This is a genomic window from Bradyrhizobium jicamae (assembly GCF_018130695.1).
GTDB lineage: Bacteria > Pseudomonadota > Alphaproteobacteria > Rhizobiales > Xanthobacteraceae > Bradyrhizobium > Bradyrhizobium jicamae_B.
Map to the genome: position 1 here is coordinate 473,431 of NZ_JAFCJX010000002.1, position 24,192 is coordinate 497,622.

The 24,192-nt window shown below is 64.7% G+C and carries 23 protein-coding genes and 1 pseudogene; 15 read left to right on the top strand and 9 right to left on the bottom strand.

Annotated features, from left to right (window positions below; all coding sequences use genetic code 11):
- The first annotated feature begins 8 nt into the window (after positions 1-8).
- Positions 9-680, top strand: coding sequence for a hypothetical protein (locus tag JQ604_RS04990; protein WP_249158001.1), 672 nt, complete (start codon positions 9-11; stop codon positions 678-680).
- A 254-nt stretch (positions 681-934) separates the two neighbouring features.
- Here the strand turns inward: JQ604_RS04990 and JQ604_RS04995 are convergent, their stop codons facing one another.
- The 7 genes from JQ604_RS04995 to JQ604_RS05025 form a co-directional block, all read right to left on the bottom strand.
- Complete coding sequence (locus tag JQ604_RS04995) at positions 935-1,858, bottom strand: ketopantoate reductase family protein (RefSeq protein WP_212353785.1); 924 nt, start codon at positions 1,856-1,858, stop codon at positions 935-937.
- Positions 1,859-1,937: 79 nt separating this feature from the next.
- Positions 1,938-3,308 carry an allophanate hydrolase gene (locus JQ604_RS05000; RefSeq protein WP_212353787.1) on the bottom strand — a complete coding sequence of 457 codons (1,371 nt, stop codon included), beginning with the start codon at positions 3,306-3,308 and terminating at the stop codon, positions 1,938-1,940.
- A gap of 2 nt (positions 3,309-3,310) precedes the next feature.
- Positions 3,311-4,099, bottom strand: coding sequence for an ABC transporter permease (locus tag JQ604_RS05005; RefSeq protein ID WP_212353789.1), 789 nt, complete (start codon positions 4,097-4,099; stop codon positions 3,311-3,313).
- 16 nt (positions 4,100-4,115) lie between these two features.
- Positions 4,116-4,937 (bottom strand): ABC transporter ATP-binding protein, encoded by an 822-nt coding sequence (locus tag JQ604_RS05010; RefSeq protein WP_212353791.1) that lies wholly within the window; start codon positions 4,935-4,937, stop codon positions 4,116-4,118.
- On the bottom strand, positions 4,934-5,944 hold the full coding sequence (locus tag JQ604_RS05015) for a taurine ABC transporter substrate-binding protein (RefSeq protein ID WP_212353793.1): 1,011 nt from the start codon (positions 5,942-5,944) through the stop codon (positions 4,934-4,936). Before JQ604_RS05015 ends, JQ604_RS05010 begins: the two co-directional genes overlap by 4 nt.
- 41 nt (positions 5,945-5,985) lie before the next feature.
- Positions 5,986-7,296, bottom strand: a complete 1,311-nt coding sequence (locus JQ604_RS05020; protein ID WP_212353794.1) for a M20 family metallopeptidase — start codon at positions 7,294-7,296, stop codon at positions 5,986-5,988.
- A gap of 204 nt (positions 7,297-7,500) precedes the next feature.
- Complete coding sequence (locus JQ604_RS05025; protein ID WP_212353796.1) at positions 7,501-8,241, bottom strand: Crp/Fnr family transcriptional regulator; 741 nt, start codon at positions 8,239-8,241, stop codon at positions 7,501-7,503.
- 172 nt (positions 8,242-8,413) lie between these two features.
- On the opposite strand from JQ604_RS05025, the gene JQ604_RS05030 reads away from it, so the two are divergent.
- From JQ604_RS05030 to JQ604_RS05050, 5 genes are all read left to right on the top strand, one after another.
- On the top strand, positions 8,414-9,235 hold the full coding sequence (locus tag JQ604_RS05030; protein WP_212353798.1) for an ABC transporter ATP-binding protein: 822 nt from the start codon (positions 8,414-8,416) through the stop codon (positions 9,233-9,235).
- Positions 9,235-10,020, top strand: coding sequence for an ABC transporter permease (locus JQ604_RS05035; protein ID WP_212353800.1), 786 nt, complete (start codon positions 9,235-9,237; stop codon positions 10,018-10,020). The genes JQ604_RS05030 and JQ604_RS05035 overlap by 1 nt, the downstream gene beginning before the upstream one ends.
- 136 nt (positions 10,021-10,156) lie before the next feature.
- Positions 10,157-10,852, top strand: coding sequence for a RibD family protein (locus JQ604_RS05040; RefSeq protein WP_212353802.1), 696 nt, complete (start codon positions 10,157-10,159; stop codon positions 10,850-10,852).
- A 12-nt stretch (positions 10,853-10,864) separates the two neighbouring features.
- Complete coding sequence (locus tag JQ604_RS05045) at positions 10,865-12,133, top strand: flavin monoamine oxidase family protein (RefSeq protein ID WP_212353804.1); 1,269 nt, start codon at positions 10,865-10,867, stop codon at positions 12,131-12,133.
- A 231-nt stretch (positions 12,134-12,364) separates the two neighbouring features.
- Positions 12,365-13,588 carry an MFS transporter gene (locus JQ604_RS05050; RefSeq protein ID WP_212353806.1) on the top strand — a complete coding sequence of 408 codons (1,224 nt, stop codon included), beginning with the start codon at positions 12,365-12,367 and terminating at the stop codon, positions 13,586-13,588.
- 105 nt (positions 13,589-13,693) lie between these two features.
- Here JQ604_RS05050 and JQ604_RS05055 read toward each other — a convergent pair whose 3' ends face one another.
- Complete coding sequence (locus tag JQ604_RS05055; protein WP_212353808.1) at positions 13,694-14,143, bottom strand: cupin domain-containing protein; 450 nt, start codon at positions 14,141-14,143, stop codon at positions 13,694-13,696.
- A 220-nt stretch (positions 14,144-14,363) separates the two neighbouring features.
- Here JQ604_RS05055 and JQ604_RS05060 point away from each other — a divergent pair, with 220 nt between their 5' ends.
- From JQ604_RS05060 to JQ604_RS05070, 3 genes are all read left to right on the top strand, one after another.
- Positions 14,364-15,389 carry an ABC transporter substrate-binding protein gene (locus JQ604_RS05060; protein WP_212353811.1) on the top strand — a complete coding sequence of 342 codons (1,026 nt, stop codon included), beginning with the start codon at positions 14,364-14,366 and terminating at the stop codon, positions 15,387-15,389.
- A 77-nt stretch (positions 15,390-15,466) separates the two neighbouring features.
- Positions 15,467-16,168, top strand: coding sequence for an NUDIX hydrolase (locus JQ604_RS05065; RefSeq protein ID WP_212353813.1), 702 nt, complete (start codon positions 15,467-15,469; stop codon positions 16,166-16,168).
- A gap of 657 nt (positions 16,169-16,825) precedes the next feature.
- Positions 16,826-17,095, top strand: a complete 270-nt coding sequence (locus JQ604_RS05070) for a hypothetical protein (RefSeq protein WP_212353815.1) — start codon at positions 16,826-16,828, stop codon at positions 17,093-17,095.
- 151 nt (positions 17,096-17,246) lie between these two features.
- On the opposite strand, the gene JQ604_RS05075 is transcribed toward JQ604_RS05070, so the two are convergent.
- The gene (locus JQ604_RS05075; RefSeq protein WP_349631051.1) at positions 17,247-18,065 is read right to left on the bottom strand and encodes a FadR/GntR family transcriptional regulator; all 819 of its coding nucleotides are present in this window, start codon (positions 18,063-18,065) and stop codon (positions 17,247-17,249) included.
- Positions 18,066-18,346: 281 nt separating this feature from the next.
- Here JQ604_RS05075 and JQ604_RS05080 point away from each other — a divergent pair, with 281 nt between their 5' ends.
- The 6 genes and pseudogenes from JQ604_RS05080 (at position 18,347) to JQ604_RS05105 (ending at position 23,944) form a co-directional block, all read left to right on the top strand.
- Positions 18,347-19,666, top strand: coding sequence for an ABC transporter substrate-binding protein (locus tag JQ604_RS05080; RefSeq protein ID WP_212353819.1), 1,320 nt, complete (start codon positions 18,347-18,349; stop codon positions 19,664-19,666).
- Positions 19,667-19,678: 12 nt separating this feature from the next.
- Positions 19,679-20,452, top strand: coding sequence for an ABC transporter ATP-binding protein (locus JQ604_RS05085; protein ID WP_212353821.1), 774 nt, complete (start codon positions 19,679-19,681; stop codon positions 20,450-20,452).
- Between the two features lies 1 nt (position 20,453).
- Positions 20,454-21,158 (top strand): ABC transporter ATP-binding protein, encoded by a 705-nt coding sequence (locus JQ604_RS05090; protein WP_212353823.1) that lies wholly within the window; start codon positions 20,454-20,456, stop codon positions 21,156-21,158.
- Between the two features lie 10 nt (positions 21,159-21,168).
- The gene (locus JQ604_RS05095) at positions 21,169-22,050 is read left to right on the top strand and encodes a branched-chain amino acid ABC transporter permease (protein ID WP_212353825.1); all 882 of its coding nucleotides are present in this window, start codon (positions 21,169-21,171) and stop codon (positions 22,048-22,050) included.
- A pseudogene (locus tag JQ604_RS05100) lies at positions 22,047-23,091 on the top strand (branched-chain amino acid ABC transporter permease). The gene JQ604_RS05095 and the pseudogene JQ604_RS05100 overlap by 4 nt, the downstream one beginning before the upstream one ends.
- Complete coding sequence (locus JQ604_RS05105; RefSeq protein ID WP_212353827.1) at positions 23,024-23,944, top strand: polyphosphate kinase 2 family protein; 921 nt, start codon at positions 23,024-23,026, stop codon at positions 23,942-23,944. Before JQ604_RS05100 ends, JQ604_RS05105 begins: the two are co-directional and overlap by 68 nt.
- Positions 23,945-24,192 lie beyond the last annotated feature (248 nt).

Here is a 24,192-nt window from a genome sequence, read left to right on the forward strand (position 1 = left end):
ATTCCCCGATGATGACATCCCTTTGCCGTCGAATGCTGGCTATCGCGACGGGCCTGTGGGCCACCGCCGCGCTCGCAGAGCCGGTCTACGACGTCGACATGTATGCGCTGATGTCGGGGACGTGCCGCACCGTCAGCATTGCCGGGCAGAGTTTTGGCTGCAAAGCCGTGGCCTATTTCCACAACCAGCGCGGCCGCTCCGAATTCACCGTCGTGCTCGACGATCCCGCCGACGACAGCCACATCGTCTCGTTCTCCGGCGAGAGTGCCGAGCGGGCCCAGGACAATGTGTTCGAGCTCACGGTCGACCGCATGCTGCTGAAGTCGCGCGACCGGCCCAAGGTCGACGGGCTGCCGGTGCCGCTGGCCGAGCCTTCGACCGGCTCGTGCAAGCAAATCGGCAGTTTCGTGACCCGCCAGGTCTCGAGCATCGCCTGCGCCGCGACCGACAGGAACGGCCGGAAGTACGAGCTGAGCTTCGAGTCGGACGGCTCGCCGATGACGCTGCGCAAGCTGCGGCAATCGTCGTTGCCGAGCGAGAAGCGCAAGGCCCGCCTCGTCGCCCAGCTCGAATGCCGCCTCAAGGCCCGCGCCGCACAGATCCTGCCGCGGGATACCGCAGCCTTCGTGATCCGCTGCCTCGGCGAGGACGCTGACAAGCCCGCGGACGGGCAGCGGTAGGGTGAGACACGAGCAACGGGCTCCGCTTCACCTCGCCCCGCTTGCGGGGAGAGGTCGAAATTCAAGCACAGCTTGAATTTCGGGTGAGGGGGAGTCTCCGCGGGCTCAACTCTCACTGTTGGCGCAAATTCGATGCATGGGAGCGTGCGGAGACTCCCCCTCACCCGGATTGCATCTGCGATGCAATCCGGCCTCTCCCCGCAAGCGGGGCGAGGCGAAGAGAACCCCGTCGCGCTCGTCGGGATCCTGTCGCGCTATTCCGGCTTGCCCATCGCATACGGCTTCAGTGCGGCGTAGAGCAGGCCGTGCGTCGGCGTCGGGATGCCGAGCTTGCGGCCGAGCTCGACCACCTTGCCGCTGAGCCAGGGCAGCTCCAGCCGATTGCCGCGCTCGAGGTCGAGCGCCATCGATGCCTTCATCGCCGGCGGTGCGTGGCCGATAAAGACCATCGTCTTGTCCAGCGCATCCGGCGGCAGCGTGATGCCGCTGGCCTGCGCGAGCGCAATGGTCTCCTGACAGGCCGCAACGAAGTACGGCCGCATATCGGGATCATCGCGCAGCCCGCCGATCGGCAGCCGCGTCACTGCGGTCATGCTGGCATTGGTGGCGAGCGCGATGAACTTCATCCACAGCTCGGTGATGATCTGCTCGCTCAGCGTCGCGTCGAAGCCGGCCTTGAGGCAGAGCGCCAGAAAATCCTTGCCGCGTTGCGAGACGCTGCCGTCGAGCTCACCAAAGATCATCCGCATGAAGGTGCCGACCTGGTTGATCACGCCGGGCTTGATGATCGAGGCGCTGATCTGGGCGACGCCGCCCATCACGGCCTTTGGCCCGAGGATCGGCAGCAGCCGCTCATGCGCGTCGATGCCGTTCTGCAGCGGGATGACGGCGGTGTGGGGGCCGACCATCGGCTTGATGTGCGCGCCGGCGCTCTCGACATCCCACAGCTTGACGCAGAACAGGACGATGTCGACGACGCCCACGCTTGCGGGATCGTCGGTCGCCTGCGTCGGCACCAGATGGCTGTCGCCGCGGCCGCCCTGAACCCTGAGGCCCTCGCTCTTCATCGCGGCGAGATGGGCGCCGCGCGCGATAAAGGTCACGTCGGCCCCGGCATGGGCCAGCGCCGCGCCAAACCCGCCTCCGACGCCACCGGCGCCAACCACTGCGATCCGCATCAAGATGTCTCCCGTCTGAATTTGGCCGGGAGCCTATCGACTGACGGGGCGGATCGGAAGACGCGTCCGATCATCCTCGCTATGCGTGAACGGTACCTTCGAACGCGGTGGCGAGCGTCCGCAGCACGCCATCCTGGCCGGCGCCGCCGACGAAGCACAGCGCGGACGGCAGGCCGTCGCCGCGCCGCACGCCGGGCACGGACACCGCGCAGAGGTCGAGCGGGTTCACGAAATAAGTGTAGGTCCCCATGATGCTGTTGCGGGTCATCGGCTCCGCCAGCATCTCCTCGATGGTGAAGATGGTCGGCACCGTCGGAACCACCAGCGCTGCGACGTCCTCGAGTGGTCCGGCCACGGTCCGCTGCAGCCGCTTCAGGGCATACATTGCCTCGAAGGCATCCCTGGCGCTGTAGTTCAGCCCCGGCTCGATCGCGGCCCATACCGCGGGATGAATCGCGTCGCGATGGTGCGCGATCACCTCGCCATAATCGCACAGCCGCTCCGCCACCATCGCCGACTGGAACACCAGCCGTCCGGCCTCCGCGAACGGTTTGAAGTCGATCTCGTTCAGCGAGAATCCAAGCGCCTCAAGCCGCTTCAGATTGGCGTCGAACGCGTGCCTTGCGTTGGCGTCGCCGAAGAACTGCAACTGGTCCCGTCGCGGCATCGCCAGCGTCTTGCTCTGCGGCGTTCGCGCCGAGAGATCGATGCCGTCGGCATCGCTGCGGCTGAAGGGATCGAGCGGATCGTAGCCCGCGATGGAGTCCAGGATCTCGTAGGCATCCGCCGCGCGCTTGGCGAAGACGGGGACGCAGTCGAACGTCCGGCTGTTGTAGAGCAGGCCGCGCGAGCTTACGAGGCCGATTGTCGGCTTCAGGCCGATGATGCCGTTGCAGGCCGCGGGAACGCGCCCCGAACCGCCGGTATCGCTGCCGAGCGAGAACGCCACGATGTCGCGCGCCACCGCGACCGCCGAGCCCGAGCTCGAGCCGCCCGGGATGTAGCGCGGATCGATCGCGTTCCGGCACAGCGGCTCCGGGCTGCGGGTGCCGTTCAGGCCGGTCGCGAACTGGTCCATCGTGTTCTTGCCGATCAGCACGGCGCCGAGCGCTTCGAGCCGCTGCACGGCCAACGCGGACTCATCGGGTCGGATCGCCAGCGCCGGGCAGTTGCTGGTCGTCGCTATGCCGGCAACGTGGATGTTGTCTTTCACTGCGAATGGAAGTCCGAGCAAGGGCAGCCGTGCGCCCTCGCGCGCACGCTTCATCAGCGCTTCGGCACGGCTGATCGCCTGGTCCGCCGAAACCAGCGCAGTGAAGACGCCACCCTGCGCGGCGGCCTTGGCGCGCAAGCAGGCCTCGGCGATCAAGGCTGTGGCGTCGGTGCCGTTACGCCGCGCCGTGCGGAGGCTGTCGAAGGTGAAGGCAAGGGTCGAAAGATCGCTCGTCATGGTCACCGCTTGCCTTCCCAATGCACGATGCGGCGGGCGAGCCAGGCGATGCCGCGATCGCTGGCGAGCCCAATCAGGCCGATCAGGATGATGCCGCCGAACACGTAAGTGGTGCGGAAGAAGCTGCTGGCATCGAGGATCACGAAGCCGAGGCCGCGATCGCCGCCGAGCAGCTCGGATGCAACAAGAATCGTCAGCGCCGTTCCCATCGCGATGCGCAGGCCCGTCATGATCTGCGGCAGCGCCGAGGGCAGCACCACGAAGCGGAACACCTGCCAGCGGTTGGCGCCCATCGATTGCGCGGCGCGCAGCGAGTCGAGCGCACAGGCGCGGGCGCCGGCCTGCGCGTTCACCATCATGATCAGCACCACCGAGATGAAGATCAGCAGGATCTTTGACAGCTCGCCGATGCCGAACCAGAGAATGAACAGCGGGATCAGGCCGAGCGGCGGGATCGGCCGCACGATCTCTGATGGCACCAGGAACAGCGCATCGATCGCCGCGATCCGGCCGCGCAGCAGGCCGATCGCGATGCCGATGAGCGAGCCCGCGACGAACGCGACGCCGACCCGCCACAGGCTGGCGGCGATATGGGTCCAGATGCCGATGCCGGAATAGCCGCGCTCGATCATGTCGACCACGGTCGCCGCGACAGCGCCCGGCGAGGGCAGCAGCGTCGGCGTCACCGTGCCGCGCGCTGTCACCAGCGCCCAGACCAACAGGATGGCGAGCGGCGACAGGATGGCGAGCGCCCAGTATCGCCGTTGCGCCTGTCTGGAATTTGAACTCATGAGAGGCCTCGCAAAGTCAGTGACGCATCTTGCGGTAGATCGTCTCGCGCAGCTTGATGAAGCTGGCATCGAGCCGGTTGTCGCCATTGGCGCGCGGAGAGGGCAGCTCGACCTGGAATTCGTCGAACTGTCCCTGCTTGAGATCGGTCAGCAGGAAAATGCGGTCGCCGAGGAACACCGCTTCGTCGATGCTGTGGGTGACGAACAGGATGGTGCAGCCGGTGCGGTCGCGAATCCGTAAGACCTCTTCCTGCAGCACCTCGCGGGTCTGCACGTCGAGTGCAGAAAAAGGTTCATCCATCAGCATCACCTTCGGCTTCGCCGCGAGCACGCGCGCCAGCCCGACCCGCTGCCGCATGCCACCGGAGAGCTGATAGGGATAGAGATCCTCGACGCCGGAGAGACCAACCAGCGCCGCCATGTCCTCGGCGACCTGCCGGCGCTCCTTCGCGCCCTTGCCGGCGCAGCGCAGGCTGAAGGAGATGTTGTCGGCGACCGTCATCCAGTCGAACAGCGCCGCCGCCTGGAACACGACACCGCGATCGGGACCGGGGCCGGTGATCTCCTGGTCGTCGACAAACGCCACGCCGTCGGTCGCGCGGATGAAGCCCGCGGCGAGATTGAGGATCGTGGTCTTGCCGCAACCGGACGGACCGAGCAGCGCCACGAGCTCGCCGGGGCGGATCGCGAAGCTGACGTCGCGCAGGATGGTGCGCTCGTCATAGTCGAAGCCGACCTTCTCGAATTTGAGCATCGGCTTCGCCGCGGCGCGCGCGGCCGCAGGTTCAGTTGGCTCGGGATCGGGTGCGAGGCTCAAGGCTCTGACGCGTGCGCTCATTTCTGGCTCGCCAAATATGCCTGAAGGGGCTTGGTATTGAGAAGCCCGCTCCAGTCGGTCGGAACCGCCTGGATCCGCTTCTCCTCCAGCAGGAAGGCTGCGATCCGCTGCAGATGCTTGCCGAGCCGCGAATCCGCCTCCGCGCCGGGCGGGCCCATGAAGTCGGCGGTCAGGATCTCCGCAAAGCTCGGATGGGCGACGCTCTGGCCTTCGACGAGCTTGTCGAAATCCGCCGGGGTCATGTTGACGCGCTTCGCCTCATACTGCCGGACCTCCGCGGGCTTCGCCTTGTAGTCGGCCTGCGCCTGCTCCCACACTTTCAGGAAGGTGTGCACGGTCTCGGGGCTGCCCGAGGTGAACGCCTTGCGCGCCACCCAGACGCCGCCGGTGATCATGCCGAGGCTTTTCGTCGTCGCGATCGGCTTGGCGCCGGCGCGTTCGATCGCACCGACATTCGGCTCCCAGACGAACGCCGCATCGATCTGGCCGGCCTGATAGGCCGGCGGCATGTTGGCCGGCGTCAGGTTGACCAGCGTGACGTCGGAGGCTTTGAGATTGGCTTTCGCCAGCGCCTGCAGGGTGTGGAAGTGGCTGGTCGAGCCGATCGCAACGCCGATGCGTTTGCCCTTCAGATCGGGCAGGCCGTTGATGCCGGCCTGCGGATTGGCCGCGAGCCGGACGTTGGTCGCATCGATCCGCTCCATGAAGAGTATCTCGATCGGCAGCCCGTTCGAGTAGCCGGTGACGGCGGGGAATTCGCCCATCCAGGTGAGGTCGACTTCGGAGGCCGCGAGCGCCGGCAGCATCGCGGGGCCGGCCGGAAATTGCGCGGTCTTCACATCGAGGCCGGCCTTTTCGAACATCCCGGTCGCGAGTGCATAGGACAGGATCACATTGATCTCGCCGGTCTGGAAACCGATCTTGATCGGCTTGCCGCCCTCGGCATGTGCCAGCGGGGTGGCGGCGAGGCTGATCGCGAATGCGATCCAACGAAACAGGTTACGCATTGATCGTCTCCTTGTGATCGAGAATTGGGTGAGAGGGCGCGTCATGCGGCGACCCCGAGCAGGTCGAGCACGGTCAGCGCGAGGATTTTCGTCGCCGCCACCGATTTGCCGATCTGGATGTACTCGTTGATCGGCGGCCAGCCGTCCTCACCGGGGCCGAAGGTCACCGCGGCATGGCCGCGCTCGGCAAAGCGGATCGTGTCGTTGAAGGCGTTCTTGCGATAGAACGCCGGCGCCTCGCCGAGGATGCGCTGATAGGCGCGGCTCAGCGCTGCCGAAGGATTTGCGCTTTCGTCCTGTTCGATCGTGCCGTCGACGAACAGCGCGCCGGGATAGGGGCGGGCGGTTGCCTTGAGGTCGGGATCGAGCGCGGTCTGCAGCTCGATCACCTTGTTGATGTCGGCCATCACGCTGTCAGGTGTCATGCCCGGCAGGATGCCGACCACCGCGAGCACGGCGTGCGCGACATCGGGCGTGAACTGCATCTCGCGCCTGACGCCGCCCTGGACGCGGATGATCGCGACCATCGGCGGCGTGCCGCCGGCGCGCCGTGCCGGCACGTGCTCGAACGTCATGGTCTCGAACGCGGTCAAGAGCTTCGCCATCTTGGCCACCGCATTGACGCCGGTGTCGGGCCGCCACAGATGACTCTTGATGCCCTGCGTCTCGATCTGCACCAGGAAATTGCCGCCATTGGCGACCGCGATGCCCATGCCGGAGCGGCCGTCCGGTCTGGTCCAGCCGGTCGGCTCGCAGACGATGGTGTAGTCGGCGTCGAGCCCGCATTCGTCGAGCAGGAAGATCGAGCCATCGGGCCCGTTCTTCTCCTCGTCGGCGGTGTAGACGCATTTCAGCGTACCCTGCAGCGCGATGCCGGCTTCACGAATGGCGCGCACCGCCAGCAGCGTGCAGGCGAGGTTGCCGCGCGTGTCCGAGGTGCCGCGGGCGTAGAGCCTGTCGCCATGGCGGGTCGGACGGAACGGATGGCCGCCGGTCATCGTCCATTTGCTCCAGTCGCCCGCCGGATAGGTGTCGAGATGGTCGTTGAGGATCAGCGACGGGCCGCTGCCGTTGCCTTCGAGGATGCCGACGACGTTCGGCCGTCCCTCGCGCTTGATCGGCATGGTGACGGCAAAGCCCATATCCCTGAGTTTGTCCGCGATGCAGAGCGCAGCGCCTTCCTCGCGCGCCGGCGGCTCGTCCGGGTCGAGCGGATTTTCCGCCTCGGGCTGGCCGGCCGGAACCAGCTCGCAGGTCAGATCGAGCCAGGCCTGCTCGGTGATGCCATCGAGCACGCGACGTTCAAGGTCGGTAAGCCCATCGCGTTCAATTGTGTCCAGCGTTTGTTGCATGATCACTCCGGCTATGCGCCATAGAGAACAGCAAGCCATGTGCCATCGACGTCGCAAGCGCCCTTAGTCGCCGGCGAGCTAGCTATCGCTCTGTGATTCCTTGAGAAAACGTCCGGCGAAACGTCTGTCAGATAATTTCAGTCGCCTGATAAACGCGGCTTCGTTACGCACGGACAACCTCGCCATGATGCTTTGTCGCGCGTGTCATTCCGCATCGGCCGCAAGCTGCGCCGACAGCAGATCCGGCCGCTTGATCACCAGCAGGCCGCGCTTCTGGCGGAGCACGCCGGCATCCTGCAGGCGGTTGAGGCTGATCGTCACCCACTGCCGCGTCGCGCCGATCAGGCTCGCGATCTCGGCGTGGGTGAAGGCCGCCGCGATCAGGGTTCCGCCGCCCTTCTCGTCCTCGTCGAAGCCGTAGGTCTGTGCGAGATGCAGCAGCACATGGGCGAGGCGCTGCGACATCGAGCGCGTGCCGAGCATCTGCGCCAGCGACGAGTAGCAGCGCGCCTTGAACGACAGCGCGTCGATGATGGCGAGCGCAAAATCCGGCACCTCGCGCGCCAGCTCGCGGAGGCCCGCGCCGGGCAAATGCGTCACCTCGCTCTGCTTGGCCGCCACCGCCGACCACATGTGAACGCCGCCTGAGAAGATGTCGGGGCCGCCGACGAAATTGCCCGGTAGCCAGTAGGCCAGCGTGATCTCGCGTCCGCTCGGCGCGGTGTAGAAGCTGCGGATCAAGCCGCTGTCGAGCAGGAAGATGCCGTCATGCGGCGCGCCCTGGCTCAGAATGGTTTCGCCGCGCTGGTAGGTCCGGCTGCGGCCGAACGCCTTGATCCGCTCGCGCGCCTCCTCAGGCAGCCGCTCGATCAGGCTCGCCTGGCGCGGGATGACGTCGTCGGTCTCCGACAGCAGGATACCGGCCGTTTTCTCTCCGACTTCCATCGCCTCTCCAGCGCGTGCGTGAACCGCCTCAAGCCTATCGTCTGCCCGACGCCTGTCCATTCCATAATAAGTCCAGCAGGCGATAGTGAGATGCTGCGGCCGCCGACCGTGCCGCGTTGAACTTGCCGTCCGTCTCAGCTAAGCCATCCCTCAAACCGGGAGGAATGCGCAGGTGGATACGGCAACGCCAAACGCGGTCGCGCTGCAAGATGCGACGGTGGCTTTTCGCGTGGCGGACGGGCGGGTCTACACCGCGGTCGAGAAGGCCAATCTGACGGTCGCGCATGGCGAGTTCGTCGCCATTGTCGGGCCGACTGGCTGCGGAAAATCGACACTGCTCAATGTCGCGGCCGGGCTGTTGAAGCCGGCAGGAGGCGCGGTGCGGATCTTCGACAAGCCGCTGTCAGGGCTGAACCGCGATGCCGGCTATCTCTTCCAGGCCGATGCGCTGTTTCCCTGGAAGACCGCAATCGACAATGTCGCGATCGGGCTCGAGATCCGCGGCACGCCGCCCGACGAGGCGCTGAAGCGCGCGCAGACCTGGCTCACGTCAGTGGGGCTCGGCGCCTTCGCCAACCGCTATCCGCACATGCTCTCCGGCGGCCAGCGCAAGCGCGTCGGTCTTGCGCAGGTCTTGATCCGCGATCCAAAGATCCTGCTGATGGACGAGCCGTTCGGCCCGCTCGATGCGCAGACCCGGCAGATCATGGGCAATCTGCTGCTGGAGCTGTGGAGCGCCGACCGCAAGGCGGTGCTGTTCGTCACCCACGACCTGGAAGAGGCGATCGCGCTGGCCGACCGTGTGGTGATCATGTCGGCCGGGCCCGGCGCGCGCATCATCGGCGACTGGCGCGTCTCGCTGCCGCGGCCGCGCGACATTTCCGAGATCCGGATGGAGAAGGATTTTCACGCCCTGCACAAGGAGATCTGGAGCGTGCTGAAGGACGAGGTGATGAAGGGCTACGCCCAGTCGACGCAAGCGGGGGCTGCCTGATGTCGCGCGTCACGCTGTTGTCGCTGCAGGTGCTGGTCGCCGTCGTCACGCTGGCGCTGTGGCAGTTCTTCTCGAGCGTGGAGGTGTTCGGCAAGGTCCTGCTGCCGCCGTTCTTCTTCTCCAATCCAGTCGACGTGTTCGCCCAGATCGTCAAATGGTTCTCCACCGGCGTGATCTGGAAGCACCTGATGATCACGCTGTGGGAGTCGATCCTCGCCTTCGTGATCGGCTCGGCTGCCGGCATCCTGGTCGGCTTCTGGTTCGCGCGGCAGCCGCGCGTCGCCGCGGTGTTCGATCCCTATGTGAAGATGGTCAACGCGCTGCCGCGCGTCGTGCTGGCGCCGATCTTCGCACTGTGGTTCGGGCTCGGCGTCTGGTCCAAGGTCGCGCTCGGCGTCACGCTGGTGTTCTTCATCGTGTTCTTCAACGTCTACCAGGGCGTCAAGGAAGTGAGCACGACGGTGCTCGACAACGGCCGCATGCTCGGCATGAGCGAGCGGCAATTGATGCGCCACGTCTACTGGCCGTCGGCGCTGTCCTGGATGTTCTCCTCGCTGCACACGTCCGTCGGCTTTGCCGTGGTCGGCGCCGTCGTCGGCGAATATCTCGGCTCGGCGGCAGGCCTCGGCTATCTGATCCAGCAGGCCGAAGGCGTGTTCGACGTCGCCGGCGTGTTCGCCGGCATGTTCGTGCTGTCGGCGTTCGTCATCCTGATCGACATGGGCGTCACGGTGGTCGAGAAGCGGCTGCTGGTCTGGCGGCCGACCGCGGTCGTGCGGGACTAATTGTAGGGTGGGCAAAGCGCAAGCGTGCCCACCTTCGCGAGCAGGGCGTGAATGGTGGGCACGGCGCTGGCGCGCCTTTGCCCACCCTACATGTCTTCGGAACTTGATCGATCGTACACAAGAATAAGAGGTCTTCATGAAACCCCACGTCGCCTGCCTGATGGCGTCCAGTCTCGATGGCCGGACATGGCCGAGCCGCTGGCGGCCGAAAAACTCCGGCAATTTGTTTGAGCAGGTGCATGACGAGATCGCCGGCGATGCCTGGCTGGTCGGGCGCGTGACCGGGCAGGAGTTTGCGAAAGGCACGTCCTACCCGGCATCCACCGCCGAGACATTCCCGCGAAAACCGTGGTTCGCGCGGCGCGAGGCCAAGGCGTTCGGCGTGGTGCTGGATGCGCAGGGCAAGATCGTCTGGGGCCGCTCGGATATCGGTGGCGATCCCATCGTCGTCGTGCTGACGGAAGCCGTATCGGACGCGCATCTGGCCGGCCTGCGCAGCGAAGGCATCTCCTACATCTTTGCCGGCAAGTCGGAGCTCGATCTCGCGCTGACGCTTGACATCCTCAACCGCGAGCTCGGCATCAAGCGCCTGCTGGTCGAAGGCGGCGGCATCGCCAACGGCAATTTCCTGCGCGCCGGGCTGATCGACGAGCTCTATCTCATCCTCTGTCCTGCGATCGATGGCGCCAAGGGCGCGCCCCATGTGTTCGATTCCGCCGAGGCGGATACCGACAAGCGTGCGCCACTCAAGGCGATGGCGCTGCAGAGCAGCAGGGATCTCGGTGGAGGCGCATTGTTGCTGCACTATCTGATCCAGAACGATGCAGCGTAGACGGCTGCGCGAATGACCAAACCGAATTCCGATCGCATCATCGTCGTCGGCGCCGGTCCCGCCGGGTTGATGGCCGCGCGCGAGCTTGCCCGCGCGGGCCGAAAAGTGACCATCCTGGAGGCGCGCGACCGGTGTGGCGGGCGCATCGACCCGCTGCCGGCGACGGAGTTCGGGTATCCGGCGGAGGGCGGCGCGGAATTCATCCATGGCGAAGCGCCCGTCACCCGCAGCCTGCTGAGCGAGGCGGGCCTCAAGACGCTGCCGTTGCAGGGGTCGTCATGGACGATCGAGGATGGACAATTCGCGCCACGCGAGCAGAACGCCTACGAGGCCGAACTGCATCAGGCACTCAGCGGATTGAAGGAGGATCGCCCGCTCGCCGAGTTCCTGCAGGCGCATTTCTCCGATCCGAAATACGCGCAGCTGCGCCGCTCGGTCGAGCGGATGGTCGAGGGCTATGATGCCGCCGATCCAAAACGGATCAGCGTCATGGCGCTGCGCGAGGAATGGATGGATGGCGGCCGGGCCAACCAGGGGCGGCTCGTTGGCGGCTATGGCGGGCTGATCGCCTATCTCGCGAAGGACTGCCGCGACCATGGCGTCGACATCCACTTCGGTGCGATAGTGAAGGCCATCGAGATCGTCGACGGCAAGATCGTGGTTCGTTGCGCCGATGGCACCTCTCATCCATGCGCGCGAACGGTGCTGACGGTTCCGATTGCGCTGCTCGGCGACATCACCCTGCCGCCGGCGGCGCGCGCGAGAGCTGACGCGGTCAACGACATCGGCTTCGGCAACGTCATCAAGATCCTGCTGCGCTTCCGTAACCAGTGGTGGCGCGAGAAGAAGGCCGACGATCTGACCTTCGTGATCTCGAGCGAAGCGATTCCGGTGTGGTGGACGCAGTATCCGAATCCGCAGGCCGTGCTCACGGGCTGGTTCGGTGGACCGAAGACGGCTCAGATGGATCATCTCGGTGAGCGCGAGCTGATCGACGTCGGGCTCGATTCGCTGGCGAAGATATTCCGCCTCGGCCGTCAGCAATTGGCCGATCAGATGATCAACGGTCGCGCCATCAACTGGGCCCACGATCCCTTCGCGCGCGGCGCCTATTCCTACGCGACCCCTGCGACGCGCGCTGCGCAAGCGCGGCTCCGCGAACCCGGCGATGGGACGATCTTCTTTGCCGGCGAGGCCCTTTACAGCGGGCCGGACATGGGGACGGTCGAAGCTGCGCTGGACAACGGTCTGGCGACAGCGCGGATGATTTTGGGCCGGTAAGGCAACAACTCCGTCATTGCGAGCGAAGCGAAGCAATCCATCTTTCGGCATATGCGGCGCTTCGGCATATGCGGCGCGATGGATTGCGTCGTCGCTTCGCTTCGCTCGCAATGACGGTGGCAAGAGCGTTGTGTAACACTCACTCCATCATTCGTGACTCGCCTTGCGCCAAACGCGCGTGCATGACATCTCCGCTGCGCAGGCGAGCGCGCTGGGGACCGGGGCCAGCACATGCACGACGAGACGTCACCGCGCTACGCCGGCTGGCGGGTCGTGCTGGCCTGCTTCCTGCTGGCGCTGTCGATCTTCGGCTTTGCGCTGTACGGGCAGGGCGTTTATCTCGTCGAGCTGCAGCGGCTGAACGGCTGGCCGGCCTCGCTGATCTCAGGAGCAAGCACACTGTCGCTCCTGATCGGCAATGTCGTCGTCATCTTCACCGACGAGATCGTGCGGCGGCTCGGCCTGAAGCGGCTGGCGCTGGCGGGCATCGCGTGCCTCGCGATTTCGATGGTGCTGCTCGCCTTCGCACCCGCGCCGTGGGCGCTCTATCTAGCGTTCGCGCTGATGTCGCTCGGCTGGGTCGGCATGGGCACGGTGGTCATTTCCGCGGTGGTCGGCGCGTGGTTCGTGCAGCGCCGCGGGCTTGCGATCAGCCTGGCGTTTCTCGGCGCCAGCTCGGGCGGCGTCATCGTGACGCCGGCGCTGGTGCTGCTGGTCGGCCATGTCGGATTCCAGACCGCGATGCTGATTGCGAGCGCGGTCATGCTGATGATTCTCGTTCCAGCCACGCTCGCCTGGATCGCTCCGCCGCCGGAAGCGGCCGCGAGGACTGCAAATCCATCCTCGCCAGCGCCCACCAGCGGCATCTCCCGCGCCGAGGTGATGCGCCGGCCGGCGTTCTGGACCATCGCGCTTCCCTTCGCGTTCGGCATCACGGCCCAGGTCGGCTTCATCGTGCACCAGATCGCGATGCTGGAGCCGAAGATCGGCGCGGTCAGGGCAGGGCTCGCCGTCAGCGCCATGACGGCGATGGCGGTCGTTGGGCGTCTCTCGCTCGGCGTGGTCGCCGACCGCCTCGATCCGCGGCTCGCGGCCGCCGTCTCGCTGATCAGTCAGGCGATCGCGCTCGCGACGATCCGGCTGACCGACGATGTCCATCTCGTGCTGCTGGCGTCCGCCGTGTTCGGCTTCTCCGTCGGCAATCTGATCACGCTGCCGCCGCTGATCATTCACCGCGAATTCGAGGCGCAACATTTTACGGTGGTGATGGGCCTCTTCACCGCGATCAGCGGGACGATCGGTGCGTTCGGTCCGGGATTGATCGGGCTCGTGCGTGGCCGGAGCGGTGACTATGGCGCGGCGTTGTTGCTCGCGATCGGGCTGGAGGTGATGGCCGCAGCGATCGTCGTCTTGCGCAGCTCCCGTAGGGTGGGCAAAGCGTCTTGTCCGCCGTAGCTCGAAGAGCGAAGGCGGAAGCGTGCCCACCATCACGAGCACGCCGTGAATGGTGGGCACGGCGCTTGCGCGCCTTTGCCCACCCTACGCAGCTACGCAGTCTCCTCAATCCAGCAGCTTGGTATCGTCAGGCGCCTGCGGCGGCGTCTTGATTGCGATCGCCTTCAGCGCGCGGCCATTCGGCTTGCTGCCGCCATGCGGCGTGCCCTTCGGGATCACTACGAGGTCGCCGGGCTTCACGGTGACTTCCTTGTCACCGAGCCAGATCGTGCCGGTGCCTTCGAGGATGTATTGCAGCTCGTTGGTGTTGGGATGCAGGTGTTTCGGCACATTGCCGTCCTGGATCGAGACGGTGGCGCCGTCGGCGGCGACGAACATTTTGGAGCGGAAACCCACATTGTTGGCGTTGCCGAGCGCATCGCCCTGCATCTCGCCGGTGTGGATGATCTGCGCGGTGATGTTTTCGGCGGCGAGCGCGGGCCGCAGGACATGGGTCACGGCGCAGCCGGCGGCAAAGGCGGCGGTGAGCGAGAGCGTGGTGGCGATACGGTTCATGGAAGACCTCCCCTTGGAACGTTTCTTGTGGCGGCAATGCTATGCCGCGCCGTCATCATTGGCCAGCAAGGCGGCGGCCGGTGCGACGAAAAGATCGCGAAAGCCAAGCGGAATAAACCGTCCGCGCCGCACATGGCAGCCATTCCTTCTGGCACCAAAGTCGCCTTCTCAAGCCTACTGCACTGCATTATGTTGCCGGCCAATCAGATGGAGGAAACCAATGAACAAGATGATTGGCAGGTTGGCGGGAGCGGCGATTGCGCTTCTGATGAGCGCGGGCCTGGCCGCGGCGCAAAGCAAGATCACGGTCGCGGTCGGCGGCGGCGCCTGCCTGTGCTATCTGCCGACGGTCCTGGCCAAACAGCTCGGCGAATATGAGAAGGCGGGGCTGGCGGTCGAACTGGTCGACCTCAAGGGCGGCTCGGACGCGCTCAAGGCCGTGCTCGGCGGCAGCGCCGATGTCGTCTCCGGCTATTTCGACCACTGCGTCAATCTCGCGGCCAAGAAGCAGGAGCTGCAGTCCTTCGTGGTCTATGACCGCTATCCCGGGCTCGTGCTGGTGGTCTCGCCGAAGCACACCGCGGAGATCAAGTCGATCAAGGATCTTGCCGGCAAGAAGGTCGGCGTCAGCGCGCCCGGTTCCTCGACCGACTTCTTCCTGAAATACATGCTGAAGAAGAACGGGCTCGATCCGACCAGCGCCGCGGTGATCGGCGTCGGCCTCGGCGCCACCGCGGTCGCCGCGATGGAGCAGGGCCAGATCGATGCCGCCGTGATGCTCGACCCCTCCGTCACGGTGCTGCAGGCCAAATACGCCGACCTGAAGATCCTGAGCGACACCCGCACGCAGAAGGACACGCTCGCCGTGTTCGGCGGCGAATATCCGGGCGGCGCCCTCTATTCCACCGCGGCCTGGGTCAAGGGCCACGAGAAGGAGGTGCAGGCGCTGACCAACGCGATCGTGGCGACGCTGAACTGGATCCACGCGCATTCGGCCGAGGAGATCATGGCCAAGATGCCGGATGAGATCGTCGGCTCCAACAAGGAGCAGTATCTTGCCGCGCTGAAGAACACGATCCCGATGTATTCGGAGACCGGCAAGATGGATCCGAAGGGCGCGGACGCGGTGCTCGCCGTGTTCAGCGAAGGCTCGCCCGAGGTCGCCAAGGCCAATATCGACGTGACCAAGACCTACACCAACAAATACGTCGAGCAGGTCAAGAAGACGACCGGGAACGCGAAGTAAGTCCGGAGCATGATCCGGAAAAGTGTGAAGCGGTTTTCCGACAAGATCATGCTCAAACAAGAAGTGCGGTGAATGCAATGCAGTCCCTCGTCATTCACCGCGTCACCGCGCTCGATCTCACCGTGCAGCGGCGGCCGTGGCCGTTTGCGGAAGCGAAGCGTGCCGAGATCGACGCGTACTTTGCCGAGGAGCAGCGCAAGAAGCCCGAGATCTGGAACGGCCAGGTGCTGATCGGCCGCGACGCTCACTTCTCCGGCGGTCGGCTGACCGCGAATTATTTCGAGACCGATTTCGCCAGCTTCCTCGCCTGGCGCGACTGGGGCTTTCCGGACAAGGACGTCTTCAACGGCTTTGGCATGGGCGCGCTGCTGTCGAGCGACGGCGCCTTCGCGCTCGGCGTGATGGGCGGCCACACCGTGAATGCCGGCCGCATCTACTTTCCCTCCGGCACGCCCGACCTCAGCGACATCAGGGGGGACACCGTCGACATTCCCGGCAGCGTGGTGCGCGAGCTCGAGGAGGAGACCGGGCTCATTCCCGGCGACTATCAGCTCGATGCCGACTGGCACGTCGTCGCGACTGGACCTGCGATCGCGATGATGAAGATCGTGCGCGTCGATCTGCCCGGCAGCACGCTGCGCGCCAAGCTCGAAGCCAATCTCGCCGCGCAATCCGAGCCGGAGCTTGCGGGCATCCATCTGGTGCGCACGCGCGACGACTTCACCGCGACCATGCCGCACTTCGTCACCGCCTTCATCGAGACGCAACTGCCGGGTTGAGCTTCGCGGACGTGCTAGAGAGTGCGGGCTCATAGCGCGCGGTTTGAATCACAGGACTGGCCAGACGCGACGCTTCCGGGCAGTCCCTAGTTGGACGCTTCCGGGGTAGAAGCGGACGTCAGCCAGCCGACAATCTCCGCTGAAACCGTCGAAAATGACCCAAAGCGGACCTCGCAGTCAAAATTCATTCAAAATTGAGCAGTTACCCGCACAGAAGGTAGATAAAATCGCTTTATGCAACCAAGCGCCTCGCTTACAACCGTCGTATTGCCTTAATGTCGCTCCTCTTAGTCATACTGATCCTGGCATTCATAGGAGTTGCCGGATGGGGATTTCAATCCGTCGTGGTGCAGCTGGATGAGACGTCTACTCAGCCGGCGGACGCGATTTCTCGTAAGTTTCAGGTCGATGACTTTGTCTGGAGTAGCCGTGCGCCGCTCGCATTGCGGAGGCGTTATGTTGCGACACAAGCTTGTCTTGTTCCGGCCTGCCTCGGCTTGGCCGTGCTAGTTTGGTTGAACGAGCCAGATCACGGTAAGCGTTTATTGGCGGCCGTTGCTTTCGGCTTCGTGTCGTTTCTCGTAGCCGCGACTTTGGCTCGGAAGGTTGTTCGTCGAAGGACCTTCTAGCATTCGCAAAGAACGGGGCCGCTATCTAATGACCGACAAGCAAGCTCCGCGCATTACGCTCAAGACTGCAATCGTCGGGCTTGTGTTGTTTTGTTATTCAGGTTTCAATCTTTTTCGGTGGTACTCGACGGGCAATTTCTACGCCTCGCACAATGGCGAACTTGCGATCAACTACCACGACCATCCCGGCTATTTCGTGTTTTTAGCCGCCCTCAACGTTGGAGCATTCTTGCTGTTCGGCGTTGGCTTGTTGATGGCTGCATACAAAAGTCTAGTATCCGCGGACCAGGCAAAGTAGGGCCACCACGGGCGTCAGCCTCATTCATTTCGATGTCGCCATTGGCCCATCGCGACATACTGCGCTGCCGCACGAATTTGGTCGCTATAGGAGCAAAGCGGACCTAGTCACAGTCACGTGACGCCGCCGGGTTTGTGGGTGCACGGCCTAGCTAGGACGCGTTGCGCTTTCGCTTCGTGCCGGCACGGGCTTTCCCGCCGCGCGAACTCTTCGCGCCGCTGTCCGCAGCATCCCATCGTCGTTGCGTGCCGGCCTTCCGCCGTGCCGACAGCTTGAATTTCGTGTAGCCCAGCACCCGCTCCATCGCGATGCGCGCCTTCTCGGCATCGCCGCTTTCGATTGCGCGCGCGGCGGCCACGTGATTGGGCAGGTTTTCCTTGAACCAGTTGGCGCTGCCGACCGCGACGAGGAAGACCGTGCCGAGGATGGTGTCGATGGCGCCGCGAAAGCCCTGCAGCACCGGGTTATGCGTCGCGTCGAGAATCGCCAGATGAAAGGCCTTGTCGGCAGCCAGCGCGCTGGCCTGGTCGTTTGCCGTCTCCATTGCCGACAATGCCGCATTGATGCGCCAGCGGTCGTTTCTTGTGGCGCGTTGCGCAGCGAGCGCTGCGGCCGCCGGCTCGATGATCGAGCGCACCTCCTGGATGGCGAGCAGCAGGTTCCTGTCGGGCTCGTCCTTGCCGACCAGCCAGCTGAGAACGTCGCGGTCCAGCAGGCTCCATTCGTGACGCGGCAGCACGTGCGTGCCGTGCCGCGGACGCACGCTCACCAGTCCCTTGGCAGCGAGCGTCTTGATCGCCTCGCGCACCACGCCGCGGCCGACGCCGAAGCGCGCTTCGAGGTCGGGTTCGGGGGGCAGCGCAGTCTTCGCCGGAATGATGTCCTGCGCGATCTCGCGGCCAAGTGTCGCAAGCACGCTGCCGATCCGCCCGGGCTTGACGCGCTTGCTGGCGATCTTCGGCTTGGCCACCCCTGTCTCCCTCGCATGGCCCACGTCCGCCGGGGCACCGGCGTTGCCTAGCATGCAGCCTCTTGCGCTGGCAATCATCCGATGTTTAACATCGGATGATTGAATAACCGGCGCCGAGGGTCATCGGCAGGTTGCCGGTTGTTCAAACCGACACTGCTTCGAATTGATGAGACATCGCCGTCGCGCCGTCGTCCTTGTTTAGCTTGACATCTGATGGCGCTGCCCATGTGATAGACGACTTAAAAACAAGAACGCACTGCACAATCTCCGGGAGGGGGAATATGACGGCCAAAAAGGCTGCGCGCCTGTTTGCGGCGCTGTCCGTTGCGCTTGCGACGCTGGGACTGACGGCAAATGCCGAAGCCCAGGAAAACAAGGACAAGAAGATCAAGATCGGCGTGATCTTCGACCTCACCGGCCCGCTCGCCGGTGGCGGCTCCGAGCTGCAATACACCGGCGTCAAGATCATGCTCGACCATTACGCCAAGACCGGCGTCGAGGGTTACAAGGTCGAGGCGGTCTATGCCGACGCGCAGAGCAAGCCCGATATCGCCATCAACGAGGCCGTGCGCCTGCTCGAGCAGGAAAAGGTCGACATGGTGATGGGCTTCTTCTCCTCGGCGCAATGCGTGCCGGTGGCCGCCCGCGTCGACCAGATGAAGAAGTTCATGTGGATCACGACCTGCATTTCGTCAGGCGTGTTCGACGGCAAGAACTACAAATACGTGTTTCGTCCGCAGGCCAGCGGCAGCCAGTACGGCATGATGACGACGGACTTCATCGCGCAGAATTCGGTTGCCAAGTTCGGCAAGGAGCCGAAGGACCTGCGCGTCGCCATCATCCATGAGGACGGCGCCTATGGCGTCGACGTCTCCAAGGGCAACGAGGCGGGCGCCAAGGCGGCCGGCTTCAACATCGTGCTGAAGGAAGGCTATGCGGCGACTGCGCCCGATCTCTCGGCGCTGGTGACCAAGCTGAAGCGCGCCAAGCCCGACGTGATCTTCCACACCGGCTACAATCCGGACATTACGTTGTTATTCCGCCAGGCGCGCGAGCAGGGCCTGAAGTTCGGCGCCATCGTCGGCCATGGCGCGGGCTACGGCGTCTATGAGAAGCTGAAAGAGGGCCTCGGCGCCGACGCCAACTATCTCTTCAACACCGACCCGATCTCGATCTGGCTCGCCAACCAGGCCAGCATGGACAAGAAGCTGCCGCCCGTGATCAAGATGGTCGGTGAGGAGTTCGACAAGGCCAAGCCGGGCGTCGCGATCCGCTCCGCCCATGTCGGCATCGGCGCCTCCAATGCCTTCGTGTTTCTCGACGACGTGCTGCCGCGCGCGATCAAGAAGTATGGCGGGGTCGATCCCGACGCGCTGCGCAAGGCGGCGCTCGACACCGACATCCCTGAAGGAGGCACCATGCTCGGCTTCGGCGTGAAGTTCTACGGCGAGGGCACGCAACTCGCCGGCCAGAACGAGCGCTCGTTCCCGGTAGTGCTGCAATATATCGACGACAAATCCTATGTGGTGTGGCCGAAGAGCCAGATGCAGCGCGAGACCGTGCTGCCGCTGCCTGCCGGCACCACCTACAGCTACAAGTAAAGCGGAGTTGTCGTGCTCGTCGTCGAAGGCCTGGTCAAGCGGTTCGGCGGGTTTCGCGCCGTCAACAACGTGTCGTTCAAGGTCGAGAAGGGCGAGATCCTCGGCCTGATCGGCCCGAACGGCTCGGGCAAAAGCACGATCTTCAACATGCTGTCGGGCACGCTGCCGCCGACGGCAGGCTCGATCCTGTTCGACGGGCACGAGATCGCAGGCCTTGCTCCGCACCGGATCATCAACCGCGGCATCGGCCGCACCTTCCAGATCCCGCGGCCGTTCCACCGGCTCTCGATCTTCGAGAACGTCACGCTCGCCGGCTACTACGGCCAGGGCCGCCACAGCCGCGCCAAGGCGGAAGAAGCCGCCGAGCGCGCGCTCGCGATGGTTGGGCTACCGACCGCGCGCGATGCCAGTGTCGACGGCCTCGGCGCCGCCGGCCTGAAGAAGCTCGAGCTCGCAAAGGCGCTCGCGACCGGGCCGAAGCTCTTGCTCGCCGACGAAAGCCTCGGCGGGCTCGACGAGAAGGAGATGGACCAGGCCGCCGATATGCTGCGCAAGATCCGCGACGAGCTCGGCATCACCATCATCTGGGTCGAGCACATCATGGGCGTCTTGATGCGCGTGGTCGACCGCGTCATGGTGCTGGATCACGGCGTCAAGATTTCGGAAGGCCTGCCTGCCGACGTTGCCGGCGATCCCAAGGTGATCGAGGTCTATCTCGGCACCGATGCCGATGCGAGCCTTGCAGCCGCCGTCGCCGAGCAGGCGCGCCGCAAGATCGAGGCGTGACATGCTGGAATTGAAATCGATCGATGCAGGCTACGGCACCTTCCAGGCGCTGTTCGACGTCAGCCTCGAGGTCAAGGCCGGTGAGGCCGTCGGCGTGATCGGCCCGAACGGCGCCGGCAAGACCACCTTGATGCGGGTGATCTCCGGATTGATCCGCCCGACCAGGGGCGCGATCACGATGGAGGGCACCGACGTCCTGAAGACGGCGGCACACCGCATCGTCAGCCTCGGCATCGCCCATGTGCCGGAGAACCGCCGGCTGTTTCCGCGGCTGACCGTCGACGACAATCTGAAGATGGGCGCCTACATGCCGGGCGCGCGCGCCAAATATGCCGAGCGGCTGGAGTTCGTGTTCGACCTGTTCCCGCGCATGAAGGAGCGGCGCAACCAGCTCGCCGGCACCATGTCCGGCGGCGAGCAGCAGATGTGTGCGATCGGCCGCGCGCTGATGTCGAACCCGAAATTGCTGCTGCTTGACGAGCCTTCGGCCGGCCTCGCGCCGGTCGTGGTGCAGAACGTGTTCGAGCTGGTCAAGCGCATCCGCGCGAGCGGGTTGACCGTCTTGATCGTCGAGCAGAACGTGCAGCAGGTGCTGCGCGTGGTCGACCGCGCCTATCTGCTCGAAGCCGGCACCATCCGCGCCGCCGGCACCTCGGAAGAGCTCGCGGCGAGCGACACCATCAAGCAGGCATATCTCGGAGTGTAGGGCAGGGGCGATGCAGGCATTCCTCGACGTCTTCGACATCTACTTCCTAGAGGCCGTGATCAACGGCATCCTGCTCGGCGGCGTGCTGGCGCTGCTGGCGCTCGGGCTGAACCTGATCTTCGGCGTCATCGACGTCACCTGGATCTGCTACGCCGAGCTCGTGATGATCGGCATGTACGGCATGTACTACCTCGTGCAGTACTACCATTTGCCGTATTGGGCCGCCGCGCCGCTGGTCATCCTCCTCGTCGCGCTGCTCGGCGCGGCCTTGCACTTCCTCGTCATCGCGCCGCTGCTCACCGCGCCGCCGATCAATCAATTGCTCGCCACCGGCGGCGTGCTGTTCATCCTGCAGAGCTTTGCCACCGTCGCCTTCGGCATCGACTTCCGCAACCTCGGCATCCGCTTGCCCGTGCTGGCGCTCGGCGACATGAATTTCAGCTACGCGCGTCTGCTGTCGTTCGGCGCGGCGCTGATCGGCATGATCGGGGTCTATCTGTTCATGACGAAAACCTTCACCGGCACCGCGATCCGCGCCATCGCGCAGGACCGCCAGATCATGTCGCTGATGGGCGTCGATGCCAAGCGCATCTATCTGATCACGTCTGCGATCGGCGGCGGGCTCGCCGGCCTCGCCGCGTGTCTCCTCGTGCTGCAATATGACGTGCATCCCTTCGTCGGCCTGTCCTTCGGTCCCGTCACCTTCCTGATCTGCGTGCTCGGCGGCCTCGGCAATTTCATCGGCGGCTTCGTCGCCGCCTTCGTGTTCGCCGAGATCATCTCGCTCGGCGGATTGTTCTCCGATCTCGAATGGGGCTACGTGCTGGCGTTCGCCTTCTTCATCATCATGATGTTCATCCGGCCCGCGGGCCTGCTCGCGAGGCGCTCGTGAACAGGCAGGTTATCGGCTGGATCGTCGGCATCGCGGCGCTGATCGCGCTGCCGTTCGTGCATCGAGATCCCTATCATCTGCATCTCCTCGTGCTGATCCTGATCTGGTCGTTCGCCTATACGTCGTGGTCGATCATGGGCCGCTTCGGCCTGGTGTCGCTCGGCCATGGCGGCTTCATGGGCATCGGCGCCTATGTCACCGCGCTGCTGTGGAATCATGTGGGCATCTCGCCCTGGATCGGCATTCCCCTGAGCATGGTCACCGCGGGCGTGCTGGCGCTGATCGTCGCCTATCCCTGCTTCCGCTTCCGCATCACCGGGCATTATTTCGTGCTGGTGACGCTGGCGCTGTCGGGCATCGTGCTGCAGGTCATCACCGCGACGCGCGACTGGACCGGCGGCTCGCTCGGCTACACGCCGCAGCGCGCCGGTAGCGGCAGAAGCCTGTTCGCGCTGCAGTTCGACGACAAGATCACCTGGTACCTGATCGCGCTCGGGGTCTGGCTCGTCGGCCTCGTGGTCTGGCGCTGGATCGATCACAGCATGAGCCGCCACGCCATGGAGGCGATCTCGGAGGATGAGGACGCAGCCGCCGCGGCCGGCGTCAACGTCACCGCCGAGAAGCTCAAGATCACCCTGATCTCGGCGCTGATGACCGCGCTCGCCGGGGCGCTGTACTGCCAGTACCAGATGTTCATCTCGCCCGACACGGTGAGCGGCATCGCCGTGTCGCTGCAGATGGTGTTCGCCGTCATCGTCGGCGGCGTCTACGTCTCGCTGGGCCCGACCATCGGCGCCATCATCACCATCCTGCTCGCGGAATTCCTGCGTATCGGCTTCGGCACCAAGGCGGTCGGCTGGGACAATCTCGTCTATGGCATTCTCCTGGTGCTGTTCATCATCTTCCTGCCCAAGGGCATTCTTGGTAGCGTGCTGGACAAGTTCAGAACGCAACCGAAAGTGCCGCAGAGGTCATGAGCAAGAAACCGTCGCAACCGCTCTCCGCCGAGCTGAAGCCCTTTGTCGCCCCCTTCCGTTATGACGGCAGCGGCGAGTTTCATCTCAAGTCGCACACCACCGCCGAGAAGGGCGGCATGGACAAGGAGAAGGGCGCCGAGATCATCGAGGCCAACCGCAAGCGCCTCAACGATTTCCAGGAAAAGCTCTACGCCCAGGACCGCTGGTCGCTGCTCTTGATCTTCCAGGGCATGGACGCCGCCGGCAAGGACAGCGCGATCAAGAGCGTGTTCGAGGGCGTCAATCCGCAGGGCTGCGAGGTCGCCTCGTTCAAGCAGCCGTCGACCAAGGAGCTCGACCACGATTTCATGTGGCGCGCGATGCTGGCGCTGCCCGAGCGCGGCCGCATCGGCATCTTCAACCGCTCCTATTACGAGGAATGCCTGGTGGTGCGCGTGCACCCGGAAATCCTCGCCAAGGAGAAAATCCCGAAGCGCCTGGTGACCAAGAACATCTGGCGCGAACGCTTCGAGGACATCTCCGCCATCGAGCGCTATCTGTCGCGCAACGGCACCGTGATCCTGAAATTCTTCCTCAACGTCTCCAAGGAGGAGCAGCGCCAGCGTTTCCTCGATCGTCTGGAGGAGCCCGCCAAGAACTGGAAGTTCTCGATGGCCGACATCGCCGAGCGCGGACTGTGGGCGAAGTACCAGGCCGCCTATCAGGACATGATCCACCACACCGCGACGAAGGAAGCGCCCTGGCACATCGTGCCGGCCGATCACAAATGGTTCGCGCGCGTCGTGATCGGCTCGACCATCGTGGCGGCGCTGGACAAGCTCGACCTGAAATTCCCCGAGGTCGACAAGGCGGACTTGAGCGAGTTCAAGAAGATCCGCGACGCGCTGCTGGCGGAGGGGAAGGGCGCGAAGAAGTAGGTCACGTCGTAAGGTGAGCACACCGCGCAGGCTCCCTTCCCCCCTTGCGGGGGAGGGAACCCTTCTGCTGGTGGCTCCCTCACTTTAGCAGTGCGATCGACGAGTTAGGTCAGCTCCCCTGACCATCTTTCCCCATTGCGGCGGCTTGCCATAATCGTCTAGAACGACCGCCGGACGCTGGCATCCGGCAACGAACCGTCAATGGTTTGGATACTAGGATTCAGCCTCCAAACAGGGTCTGGCAATGT